The organism is Pirellulales bacterium (genome assembly GCA_035656635.1).
Lineage (GTDB): Bacteria > Planctomycetota > Planctomycetia > Pirellulales > JADZDJ01 > DATJYL01.
The window spans coordinates 1-12,597 of the sequence record DASRSD010000085.1; the positions used below are offsets into that span (position 1 = coordinate 1).

General features: G+C 55.1%; 9 protein-coding genes. 3 read left to right on the forward strand and 6 right to left on the reverse strand.

What is annotated here, in order from left to right; genetic code table 11:
• A partial coding sequence (locus tag VFE46_07950; protein ID HZZ27924.1) for an STAS domain-containing protein occupies positions 1–550 on the forward strand: 550 nt, incomplete at its 5' end.
• A 665-nt stretch (positions 551–1,215) separates the two neighbouring features.
• Here the strand turns inward: VFE46_07950 and VFE46_07955 are convergent.
• The gene (locus VFE46_07955; protein ID HZZ27925.1) at positions 1,216–1,419 is read right to left on the reverse strand and encodes a hypothetical protein; all 204 of its coding nucleotides are present in this window, start codon (positions 1,417–1,419) and stop codon (positions 1,216–1,218) included.
• A gap of 206 nt (positions 1,420–1,625) precedes the next feature.
• Between VFE46_07955 and VFE46_07960 the strand changes: the two genes are divergently transcribed.
• Entirely contained in the window at positions 1,626–1,838 is a 213-nt protein-coding gene (locus VFE46_07960) for a hypothetical protein (GenBank protein HZZ27926.1), read from the forward strand.
• A 25-nt stretch (positions 1,839–1,863) separates the two neighbouring features.
• Here the strand turns inward: VFE46_07960 and VFE46_07965 are convergent, their stop codons facing one another.
• The 5 genes from VFE46_07965 to VFE46_07985 form a co-directional block, all read right to left on the reverse strand.
• Complete coding sequence (locus VFE46_07965) at positions 1,864–2,949, reverse strand: hypothetical protein (GenBank protein HZZ27927.1); 1,086 nt, start codon at positions 2,947–2,949, stop codon at positions 1,864–1,866.
• Positions 2,950–3,059: 110 nt separating this feature from the next.
• Positions 3,060–6,569, reverse strand: coding sequence for an autotransporter-associated beta strand repeat-containing protein (locus VFE46_07970; protein HZZ27928.1), 3,510 nt, complete (start codon positions 6,567–6,569; stop codon positions 3,060–3,062).
• A gap of 74 nt (positions 6,570–6,643) precedes the next feature.
• The gene (locus VFE46_07975) at positions 6,644–7,435 is read right to left on the reverse strand and encodes a hypothetical protein (protein ID HZZ27929.1); all 792 of its coding nucleotides are present in this window, start codon (positions 7,433–7,435) and stop codon (positions 6,644–6,646) included.
• 121 nt (positions 7,436–7,556) lie between these two features.
• Positions 7,557–11,285 carry a tetratricopeptide repeat protein gene (locus tag VFE46_07980; GenBank protein HZZ27930.1) on the reverse strand — a complete coding sequence of 1,243 codons (3,729 nt, stop codon included), beginning with the start codon at positions 11,283–11,285 and terminating at the stop codon, positions 7,557–7,559.
• A gap of 54 nt (positions 11,286–11,339) precedes the next feature.
• A complete protein-coding gene (locus tag VFE46_07985) occupies positions 11,340–11,924 on the reverse strand; it encodes an ECF-type sigma factor (protein HZZ27931.1) in 585 nt (194 codons plus the stop codon).
• A 446-nt stretch (positions 11,925–12,370) separates the two neighbouring features.
• On the opposite strand from VFE46_07985, the gene VFE46_07990 reads away from it, so the two are divergent.
• Positions 12,371–12,597 (forward strand): hypothetical protein (locus tag VFE46_07990; GenBank protein ID HZZ27932.1); only part of this gene is annotated, 227 nt, incomplete at its 3' end.

Consider the following 12,597-nt stretch of genomic DNA (forward strand, 5'->3'; position numbering starts at 1 on the left):
CGACATAAGCGTATGGGCCATAACATTTGCGTTGACCGTCTTTGCTGATCTTACGGTAGCAGTCGAAACTGGAATCGTACTGGCCGCACTTTTGTACATCCGAAAAGTAACTGGTACGACAACCATAATGCGAGTGACCCCTCAGTACGTCGAGGAAGGCTGGCTACATATTTTGCAGGATAAGCCCATTCCAGAATACGTTGCTGTATTTCGCATTCATGGGCCCTTTCTATTCGGGGCGAACGAAAAGATTTCACAAGTGGCCGAGTGTCTGGACACACTACCACCGATTGTCATTTTACGGCTGCGAAATATGACCGCTATCGACGCTACGGGTTTACAAGCTCTCGAAGATTTAGCCAAGCAATGTCAGGCCAGCAAAAGGACTCTGATCTTGTGCGGTGCTCCACCGCAACCGGCAAAACTGATGCGACAGGCTGAGTTTGAGCAGCATGTGGGCAAAACAAATATCTGCGAGAATTTTCACGCTGCGCTAGAACGAGCCATCGTCGTTCAGTTCAATTTGAGCCACGGTCGCAGTGTGGCTTAGGATGGCGCAGGCGCCAGTTATTGCGCCTTGTTTCGCATCGTGGTCTTTCACGGCCTGGCCACGGAAAACCCGCATGAAATCTGACTCGCAATTCACAAAAAATCTCGCCCGTCGAAAATCGAGTATCCGCCGGTCCGGATCGTGCGAAAGTTCAATCGATAACACGACTGTATGACATTTCATTCTGACGGCGTCGAACTCGCTGGATTCCTGAACGTTGATGGGCCGATTGGGTCAATTCCTGGACCCATATAGGCTTCTGCCCAGACCGTTTTCGCCATGTGCTGTCCAGGGCCCGACACGGCGGTGCACGTTCACGAACGCATCAGCTGTACGAAGATGGTTCCCACGCAGGTACCCTAGCGAAAAACTTTTCTACGCGAGTATATATCGTGTTCTGAGAATCGGCCCAATCGACCCACTGCTGCGGTGATCTCGTGAACGAAGTTCATCATTTTCTACATTCGATCGAGAAAATCAGCGTGAAAAAGCCGCCCCTGCGGGTACAATGCGAGGCATGAAATTGCCACGAAACAGCTTGCGACAACTCTTAACTTTCGCTGTGATCACCTCGCCTTCCCTCGCCGGCTGTGAAAAAGGTATCGATATTAAGCGCGACATCGTCTTCAACTTCTAGAAGCCGATTGTGGTGTGTTACGAGCCCCTTACGCGTGAGCAAAAAGTCCATCCTTTTTTCCGCTCGACTGGTTTTCGTCGTGGACTTCTTCCTCATTCAGGCCGACAGTGAAGCCCAAGCCAATCAATTGGTCGATCAGCAGTTGCCCGTCGACGGCTTTCATCTCGGTTGGAGATTCGAGCCCGACCCGGGCAGCCGTTCCAGTTGAGCGGCGCTTTGTAAACGTTGTCATGATCGATGGTCCAGCTGGTGACCGGCACGCCGCCGCTGATGACGGGGACTTCTTTTTCAAAGGCGCGGTAGATGACCTGAAGCCGTTCTGGCCGGAATCGGCGACGGTGAATTCGAGGGGCGCGCGTAAAGTGTCGGTTCCACGCGCAGGTTGACGACGACGTTGCCGGTCATTTGCTGGTTGATCGAACGGACAGCATCGCGAGCATGGGCAATTGTGCAAAACTGCTTTTCGATGCTGCCTGGATTTCCATCGTCTCCAGTCGGCGCAAAGAATTCGCTGAAGTTCGCCGCCTCCGCCGAAAGCCCGACACCACCGGCGGAGCATACCATCAATGCGATAACAATAGCAGCAGTAATGATTCTCATTGCTGGCGATTCATCCGTACTTCGGTGACCGATTCGCAAATGTATGTATAGGGCACTGATCCCGCGCGAGTTACGTTCAGGTTGTGGCCGAAGTAATCGAACCTGCGAACGACTTTGGCGATGCTTGGCAGAAGTTCAAGAACTTCTTGCACTGGTTTGATTTCCTCGGGCTTAGCATTGGTGCCGCCATGCTGAGGAACATGGGAGCCACGGCGCCGACTTTATCGATGATGTCGGCCACGTGTCGCACAATCGCGCCAATTTCTTGGTATTTCAGCGAGTAAATTGTCCCATTGGAATTGATGCCAAGTTTTTTGAAACCTGCGGCGGCATCGATCAACTCGACTTTGCCGGCGCGCACCGCAAAGACTTCTTTCGCGGCCTCCTGGTTCGAGGCGACAATCATCCAGCCGTCGCGGAATCCTACGACCGGAATTGCGCCGAACATTTGCAAAATCGCCGCATGCAGGGCTTGGAATCCTTCCAGATCTTTGCAATCTTCAAGCTTGACTTGCTGCGTTTGCATTGCCGGCAACTTATTCAAAGCTTCAACGCCGCAGCTCAGCAGTTCCTTAATTTTGTCGGGATTGCTGCATCGCAGCCCGCTGACTGATTCCTGGCGGACCGATCCATCATCGGACTTGATGGGCATCGCCACGCAGACCGATTCGCCGTTGAACGATTGCAAAATGTCGCGATCGAAATTGACGCCTATTTGTTCCTGGAGCGCGGCGAACTTGTCGATCCCTTGTTGCGATTCGGGAAATTCCTCGCGCACATTTTGGATAATGCCGCTATACAGCTCGTGCAAGTTGATGCCGAAGTTCAGCGAGAAAGCATTGGCATCTTTGGGTACCCAGGTTTGCCAGTTGTCGAGCGGTTTGGCGCCGGCAATGATTCGGCCCGTCAGTTTCGTGTCGAAGTCGTCGGCCAGCTTTTCCAATGCGACGGTGTGATTTTGGCCGGGCTCAGTAAATTCGACGGCCACTTCGTAATCGAGAATTGCCACGTCGTTGATGACTCGATCAAGTAGCCGCGCCACTCGCAATCCATGCTCGTTATTCGATGCCTGGCCGCGGATAAACGCTCCGATACCGTGCATGGCTTGAAAGAGTTTCTGACCATCGAAAAGCACCAGCGCATCTTCCAGATTGCCAGTCATTTTATCGCCTGGCGATTACGACGCCTGGCTTGATCCGGCAATGAATGATCCAGACAAGCTCACCTATTTGTATGGGCCATTCCCAGCCAGCGAAATGTCAAAAGTGCGAGTTAGCGCTTATGTGAATAAGGCAGGGAAGGAAGGCGAAGCGTGCTTAGTGGCAGGGAGCCAAATTCGCTCCGGTATTTCATCGCCGCCGCCACCCCAAACGCCAAGATGCTCATCACGAACGCACTAGGCTCGGGGACGGGAGTGGTTGATCCGCCCCCAGAGAGGAGAAGATTTAACAGCGATTGCATATCGGCATTGGTGAAGCGGCCGTCGGCGTTCAGATCACCGATGATGGATAAATCGGTGGCGTTCACTCCGTATTGCGCTTCATAAACGGTAGGATTAGTCAACGAAACTATCGCCGGCACAATATCCGATGCATCGACATGATGGTCACGATTGAAATCGCCCGGCAACAAATTGATATCGGTCACGGCCAAGACGCCGGTAACGTAAAGCTGCGTGGTATTCCAGGCCAAGCCCGCTGAAAGCGCCGGTAAACTCAAGCTGTCGAAGTGACCGCTAAGCGAGCCCCAGTCGAGCAGATCGAATCGGTTCCCGCTCGTTGGATTGAACCCTGGCGCAAGCGTGATCTCCAATAAACCACCCAGGGAGAGTTGGCCCGTCACATGCAGTTGGTCGTAAAGAGTGCCAGGCGTGGTGCCGGCCAGCTCCATGAGCAGCGTCGGCGCGCCGCTGGGCGTGGCGGTGGAACCGATTGTGACTTGCGTGGCGGTCACAATTCCTGGGCTGTTGCCGGGAGAAAATACTCCCCCCAGGCTCACATTCACCACGCCGTAAGTACCGACCCCTTTGGCCAACCCGCCGAAATTGATATCCACGGTTCCGCTAACGGTGCCGTTATTGACCAGCAAGCCGCCATTCAGCTCGATATTGCCGGAGAGCGTGGCGGATAGTGGGTCTGGGCTGGCGGCCGAGCCGATGTACGTGCGGCTGCCGCCGTTGAGATAAATCGCCGAGCCGCCGGTAGCGGTCAGCAGTGTTGGCGTGGCGGCGCTGCCCGGATTGAGCGTGACCACGCCGTACGATTGAAAATCGGACGCGTTGACTTGGCTGCCGGCGCCAACGGTAACGACCCCACTGCCTTGGTTGGTGAATCCATCTAGCGATACCGGATCTGGCAGTCCCGCGGCGAGGTTTAACACGCCGCCATTGGTGAAATCGGTGAACGATGCCGCGCCGGTTTGGTTGATGGTTGTGCCATTGAGTGTCGTTGCCGCGCTTAACGTGGCGCCGCCAGTGACCACAAAGGTGCCGGCCCCGCGGATAAAGCCACCGTTCACGGCGGCGCCGCTGAGCGTGAGCGTCACTCCTGCCGGTGCTTCCAATTTGCCGCCAGTTAAATTGAACGTGCGGGCGGTCGTCGCGTCGGCAGTGTACCGCAATGTCCCCGCGGGATTGACCGTAACTATAGCGGCACCAAGCTGCGCGTCGTCGCTCACATCGATCCGCCCGCCGCTGACGGTAATGCCGCTGGCATAGGCATTGGCTAGGTTGTCGAGGATTAATACGCCCGGCCCATTTTTGATGAATGGTCCAAAACCGGAGAGTGTTCCGGTATAGGTCAACGTGGTGGCGGCATTGGAAACTTCGAGGGTTCCGCCGTTGGATGTCACAGTAATCGGCATCGGCGACGTGGCGGTCGGCCCGCTGTATTGAAGCGTGCCGCCGTCAAGTGTGAGGAAACCGGCTTGAGCGAGTCCCAGCACGCTACTGCCATCGCTGGCAACTGACAAATTGTCCGCCCGCAGCCGGCCCTGGTAGACTACGTAGTCTGCTGGCTCGTTGTTAATCCGCGTGGTTATATAGACCGTTCCCCCGCCGCTAATGTGGAATGGGGATGAGCTAACGTCGATAGGTGACAAGAAAACGCTGCTTGTCAGCGTAGCGCCTGGGGCGACAATAAGTTCAATCGGATCACCATACCTGTCAAACACGAAGGGATAAAGACTGTCGCCAGACCATGTGGTATCAGCGTTGATCCTGGCAGTTGCCGGTGTTCCCCAAAATATTAGTTGCGCTGAGCCAGTTAGGTTGACTACACTGCCTGGGGTGTCCGCCACTAAACTAGTCACATAAAGTTGGGCTTCTCCAGTCACGTCTAGTTCTCCACCTTCAAGGCTTACATCGCCAACCCATATGCCGTTTCCAACTACTGCGTTGGTCACGAGCCACCGTGCCCCGGCGGCGACTGTAACGTTCCTCTCGTACGGCAGGACCTGATCAGCTGATACACCGTGAGAAGGTGGAGTAGCAGGTGTCTGTAACGTTCCTTCTTCGACATAGGTACCGCTCTGGTAATTGTTCGAGGTGTTCGTCAGCACCAGTACGCCGCCCCCCGTTTTCGTCAAGCTGCCCCCCCCGGTGATTTGGCCGTTCCAGGTTAAGGTCGTGCCAGCGTTTTGGACACCGATGGCGCCACCAGAATCCGTCAGACCGCGGTCGGTGCTGTATGTAGAGTTGACACCGGTCAACATCAGGGTGCTAGGGCGCCCGGTGCCTACAAGGGTAAGGTTGCTTGCGGAGTTGGACGACGCCCCCAGCGGGCTATTCGCACCGCCGTTGGCAATCGTGGGGATATCGAGCTCGCCGCCCACGACGTCGGTCACTCCGGTATAGGAGTTCGTACCGTTCAAGGCGACGACGCCGGTGTCGGCGCTGGCGATCTCCAGCGAGTGGTTGCCGCTAATCGGCGCGTTGATGATTAAATTGGCGCTGGACGTTGCGCCCATGAGAGCGTCGCTGGACAGGATAATGCCCGTGGGCGACAGCGCGGATGAAGTGCCAGCGGCGTTATTCGCCAGCGCGCCAAAACCTCCCAGGTTCAGCGTTGCGAAGGCTTCGCTGCTCCCATTGGCGTCCAGCATGCCGCCGTTCATGGTGACATTCGCGCCATCGTAAATCTGGTCTCCGCCGGTGCCGCCAAGTTGCACCGTTCCGCCGTTGATAATCAGGCCGAAGCCGCCGATCGCATGCACGGTCGACGAACTGGTCTTGGCCAGGATCGCCGTCCCAGAATTGACGGTCAGGCCCAGGTTATTATTGTCGGTTGTCCCGCTGAGTACCAAGGCGCCGGCCCCTGAGTAGGTCATGGTGCCGCCGTTGGTGTTGACGCTGCCGCCGAAGGTCAGAACGCCGGCGCCGCTGCCGGACACCGTAAAGTTATTGTTTAAGTTGGCGTTTTCATTGATCGTAACGGCATTATTGGAATTCATCGTGATGGTTGGCAACACGCTGCTGCTATTGGAATCAAAGTTCAGCGTGAAATTACCGCCCAGGGAATAGGCTGGGGCCGCGGCCGTGAAAGTCATCTTGTTCAAAGCGAAGGAACTGATGAAACCGAGGTCATCGGTCATCGTTCCGTTGGCCGTGGCGCCGAATGTCAACTGGGTATTCACGCTCGACGTGCTCGGAACACTCGCCGGCGACCAATTGTTGGCATTGCTCCAATTTCCATTGACCGCGCCTGTCCAAGTTTGGCCCTGTGCTACGCCCGTTGCGGTCAAAACAAGGAGCAGTATGCCAAGCGAGCTTTTTGTAGGGTTCATGACAATCTCCTATTTGTATTAACGTATTCCGCACGTTGAAGTGCATTACAGCATAGCAAATTACGTTCAGGCCGTCAGCAAATCAATTGGGTTGACGGTACTAGCCTTGTTTTTGTGCCGGGTGGTTGCTGCCGCTTTCGTAATCTCCAAAACAGAGCGACCGGAATGATGGCCAACACACCGCTGCCTGGTTCAGGAACAACGGTGTAGTCGAAACTTAAAAACGGATCGGTGCCGCCACCAATGCCGACATACGTCGCTGCCGTGCTCGGCGCATCGGCCGTTATGATTAAACGAAGTGTTGAGCCATTGTTGAACGCATTCAGAAAGGCAGGCAGCGCAGCGCCCGTGAATGAAAGAGCCACCGAATCGACCGTAGAGTTGGCCGTATCGGTAAACATCCCGCTGCCTAGCAACGTCAACGGTGAAAGCAGTGGATCGACCGATGCGGCCCCGTCGTTTCCGGTTTGATCTGTTAGCGGCGAAGTGCCCGGCTGAATGTTAACGGCGGTGTTCGGGGTGTAATAAACACTGATCGGACCGGCCACGCTGAAAAAAGCGTTGTTTTGAGTCAGCTTCAACTGCGCGTCGACAAGGGACGCAGCCTGCGGCAGATGGCCGGGCGGTATGGTGGAGAAATCGAAGTCCGCGACGCCAAAACTGGCGAAGGAACCGTTGCTGGAGCCTTCCAAAGTAAAGAAGGTTTTTCCATTGGTGCCCGTTCGTGGTCCGGCGCCTTGGACGGTTGCATTATCGGTGGCGCCGAAAGAGAGATGTTGAACAGTTGCTGCCGCTGCTCTCAGCGGCGCAATGACGCAAAGGACAACAAATAAAATCAATAATAGTTTTCGATTGTGGCTGAGCATAATAAAACTCCTTAACGTGTCGTTGCGTGCGCGCAGTTTTAGCGCAGTTGCTCGAAAACATTGAACGTATTGCGGCCGTTTCAGGCGGTGAACCTGCCGCCCCATTCAGAACTAAGCGGCGCTATTGGTTACTCGATGTCTGCAAAACATCCTTGGTTGGCGAATCGGATTTTTCCAGGTCAGTAAGTTTCTGTTGCCACTGGGCAGCTTTGTCGGACTGGCCCGTGGCCTTGCTAAGTTTCGTCAGGCTGCGCAGAGCCTGCTTGATTTCCTTGCCATGTGCTGCGGGAAAACCGTGTGTGAGTTTCTCCATTCCTTCGTAACCCGACTGTAATGGCGGCTCCGCGTCGGTGTATTTTTCTTGCTCGAGCAAACACTGGCCAAACAAATTTTCTGCGCGGTATCTTTGCCGACTCTCCGGCGCAAACTTCTTCTGCAGTTCTAGTGCCTGGCGAGCCAGTGGCTCGGCTTCCGCGACTTTTCCTTCGCCGAGCAACATCTGCGCTAATTGCTCTTTGATTTCCGCTACTAGCGGCTGCTCTTCGCCGATGGCCGCAGTAACTTTTGCAAGTATTTCGCGCTCCACAATTTCCGCTGTAGCCGTTTGCCCCTGCTCGCGCAAAAAGTTGGAAAAATGCTCCACTGTGTTTGACAGGTCAAAGTACTCGTCTCCCGGCGAAAGCGGGGAATTCAATAGATGCTGCTGTTGAAACGATAATGCCTGTCGATAGTTCTCTTCTGCGTCCGCAAACTGGTGATTGGCACTTTGAATGCCGGCGAGAATCACGCGGGCCTTAGCGCTGTCCAGCGTTTCGTTGCCGAATCGCTTTTGCAGCCTGGCGATTGCTTCTTGGATGATCTTCTCGGCTTCGGCCAGTTTGTCTTCGTCCAACAGCACGCTGGCCAGCGGAATCAAACTCTTCGGCATGAACCGGTCTTGATCTCCGCCAAGTTTCTTTTGCACTTCGATTTCCTGACGAGCCACCTCTTCCGCCTCTGCCAAGCGCCCCTGCGATTGCAGAACATTCGTCAGGCCAATATTCATGTAGGAGACGTTGTATTGCCCCCCTGCGACGTCCCTGTATTTATCAAGTAGCAGGCGACAACTGGCTTCCGCTTCCGCCAGCTTCCCTTCGTCGGCAAGCACTTCGGCCAAGGTAAGGGTATATCGAGAGATATGCAGGGGGCTGTGGTCGCTGCTGTGTTTTTGCTCCCAGGCTAGGCTTTGGCGCGCCGCCGATTCGGCCTCTGCGAATTTACCCTGCTGCCGCAGAGCGATTGCCATCGTATTGCAGACAACTGGTACATAGGTCTCTACGCCTTTTAGCCTAGAATCATCCGCGAGCAATTGATGAAACGTGGTCTCCGCTTCCGCCATTTTCCCCTCGGCGATCAACACTTCGATCAGCCCCGTTTGATACCGTAGATAATAGCTGTTTTCCGTGGGGAACTCTTTGGCGACGGCCTCGATGGCACGGCGGTAAGCGGCCTCCGCTTCATCGAACTTGCGCTGCTTCCAGAGAACTTCGGCAAATTGGTAATTCAGCTCCGGGAAAATCCGATCCTCAGGTCCACCTCGCACGAATTGGGTAAGGCACTGGCGAAATGCATCCTCGGCTTCAGTTTCTTTGCCTTGACCGTGCAACGTCCGGCCTAGTACGTACAACAAATGCGTGCTGAGGTGACCATACACTTTCTTTTGAACTTCGGCGGCATGGCGCAACAGCGGTTCCGCTTCATCATATTTCTTTTGTAGCTCAAGCATCCACGCGACGTAACTCCGCAAATTTGTCACTTCCCAACTACCATCAGGCAAGTGTTTTTGATAAATGGCTAGCGATTCGCGCATGAGCGGTTCGGCCTTGTCGTACTGCCATAGTTGGTGATATGAGTCCCCCAAATCGAGCAGCGATTTCGCCACCTCCAGACTATCATCACCGACCAGTTTGCGGTTCATGTCCAAGGCAGTGCGATATAAATCCTGCGCCTCGCTCATTCTGCCCTGATTCGTGAGATCATCCGCCAAATGGCTGAGCGTTACCGCGATTGTCGGATCCTCATTTCCCAGCAATTTCTTTTGGATCGCCAATGCCTGTTTGTGTAGCGCTTCCGCCTCGGCATACTTTTTGTCCCAAAATAGAGAGAGACCTACATCGACTAGCGACTTGGCAACATCAACGTGCTCTGGCCCATACAGCTTCTGGCGCAATTCCAGCGCACGGCGGAACATGGCGGCGCCTTTTCTTTTTTCTCCAAGGTCCGAATAAACATTTCCCAGGGTAGTTAGCAGGTCCGCTTCGACAGCGGGCTGGTCGGCCAGCTCTTTGTCGAGCTGTTGGCTGGTCGAATCCACAATGTCGCGCAGCAACTTCGTGTCGCGCCCCATGGCAACCCAAGGCGCCACGCCATTCAACATTTCCTGCATGAACTTGGCCACCTGCTGGCTCTTCGTGGCCTCGGTGCGGGCCTGCTTTTCGCCGGTTTCGGCCCGTTGGCGAAGCTCTTCTTCGGCGGCGCGTGCTTTTTCCGCCTCGACAAGCAAACGCGTCTGTTCATGCTCGGAGCGCGTAGCCCGAATGGCTTGCCACGTGCTGATTACTCCTCCCGCAATCACTGCTACCAAAACTGCGGCCGCCGCTGTAAACGCCAGACGATTACGTCTGATTGTTTTGCGAATGCGGTACACAGAACTTGTGGCCCGTGCTGCAACAGGTTCGTCGTGCAGGTAGCGCTCGATGTCTTGCACAAAAGCATTGGCGGTTTCGTACCGCCGGCCGCGGTCTTTTTCCAGAGACTTCATCACGACCCAGTCGAGCTCGCCTTTCATTAACCCGGTCAACTTTTTCGGGTCTAACTGGCGGCTGGCGGCAATACTGGGTAGTTCTTTGGTCGTGCTGAGCCGCGTGCTGGGCTTCTCCGGTTCTTCTTCGCGAATGATGCGCAGCATCTCGTCGAAGGCGGCTGACTGAAGCCGCCCGTGTCCAAACGGCGTTGTGCCCGTCAACAGTTCGTACAGCAGTACCCCCAGCGAATAAATGTCGCTCCGCGTATCAATATCGAGCTGATTCAACTTGGCCTGTTCGGGACTCATGTATTCGAGCGTGCCGACCATCTGGCCGAACTGAGTGAACATGGTTTTTTCGGTCAACTCCTGACCGATGGCCTTGGCCACGCCAAAATCGATGACTTTGGCCACGGGGCGGTCATCGTAATCGGCGACGAGGATATTTGTCGGCTTCAAATCGCGATGGATAATCCCCTTTTGATGTGCATGCTGAACGGCATGGCAAACGGTAACGAACAGCTCTAATCGCTGCGTGGGGGTGAGACGATGCTCATCACAGTACTGAACGATCGGCACGCCCTTGACCAGCTCCATCACAAAGTAAGGGCGCCCCAAATAAGTGCCGGCGTCAAGAATTTTGGCGATATTCGGATGGTCCATCAGGGCCAGTGCCTGCCGCTCCGCCTCGAACCGCGCAATCACCTGTCGTGTGTCCATCCCCGACTTGATGATCTTGAGTGCAACTTTGCGTACGACCGGCTCCGTCTGCTCGGCCATGTACACCGCGCCCATGCCCCCTTCGCCGATTTGCTGGAGCAGCTTGTAGGGGCCGATCACTTTGCCGACGTGCTCGATTTCTGGTTCGTGCAAGCCCGTCACAGCTTCTCCAACCGCCGGCCGCTCCAGGAAGCTCCCGATGTCCAATTGTGCGGCCAACATTCGTTCGACTTTTTGTCGAAGCTGCGGGTCTCGGCCACACATCTGGTCCAAGAAGGCCGCTCGCTCCTCGGCCGGTTTAGCCAGGGCGGCAAAATAGATCGATTCCAGAGGGGAAGGATTCGACATGGCTTTATCTCTCTATTCCCAATGCGACATCCAGGTTGAAAACCCCTCATGGAATCAAACTTCTTTATCTGTTTCTGGACGATCTTCCGTCATTTCGGCAAAGAGCCAGGTGCGTGCAAACGACCAATGCCGTTCGGCGGTAGCCAAAGAAATGTCCAACGCAGCGGCGGCTTCGGGCATTGTTAATCCGGCAAAAAAGCGCAATTTCACCAGTTCTGCTTTCATCGGTTCCACGGCAGCAAGCTTGGAAACTGCTTCGTCAATGGCGATTAGGTCTGTGGAAGGTGATTCGGATACGGCACAGGCGGAATCCAGTTCTACTCTGCGCTGCTGGCCGCCGTGTTTAATTCGTCCCTTGCGCCGCGCTTGCTCGACGAGAATCCGCCGCATTGCCTCCGCCGCGGCCGCAAAAAAATGGCCTTGATTGCTCCAGGATTGTCCTTCCGCCCTCGGCCCGATTAGCCGCAAATATGCTTCATGCACAAGCGCCGTGGCCTGCAAAGTTTGGTTGGGCTTTTCCTGGGCAAGCCTGGCGCTGGCAAGTTCACGAAGTTCGTGATAAACCAGCGGCAAAAGTTGTTCGGCTGCTTCACTCTTGCCTTGTTCGATATCGACTAGAATTCGCGTGACGTCGGCCATTGCGATGAAACTCCAGGCTAAACGATCGATTATAGCAGTTCGCAAAGTGATGTGCGGTTGCAGCAATAGCCACCAAACTGGCAACCGGATTTGAACTCCGTAATCTTTTGTTTGAAAATGTGTTGCCGCCACTCGTCATACCGCCGAGTCACCGTTAATTGGCCGATTGAACTGGATTTGTCGGGTGACCGATTCGGCGCAACATCCTGCTGCCAAATTAGAAACGGCACTTCGCTGACAACCAGTTGAGCGCTATTGTCGATTAAAATCCGGGCGACCGGATTTGAACGTTCTTGGTCGCGCGGCTGTTTCGACGCCCCCACGGGAAATACAGGTTTAGTTACCTCTGTCGCGTTTTCAGCGGACGGCAAGCAGCTGTTTTCTGGCAGCGGTGGTAATACGGCACGCCTTTGGGATGCGGCCATCCCCGCGCGCCAAGATCGTTCATGATTGTCAATCGTGTTCAGGAAGGCTCTGAGGCGGCCGGTGCTGCTCGTTTAGGTGCCAATTCGGCCAATTCTCTGCCAGTTCCGGGCAGTTCTGCGTTGACTTCTTATCATAAAAGCCGCACCGGCACGATGCTTGCACTGCTAGCAGGCCATCTTTCTGCACGGAGGCCTCCGACTTACAAGGGGTTTATCATGGCTTTCCGTTCGATCTGGAAAGGCACTCT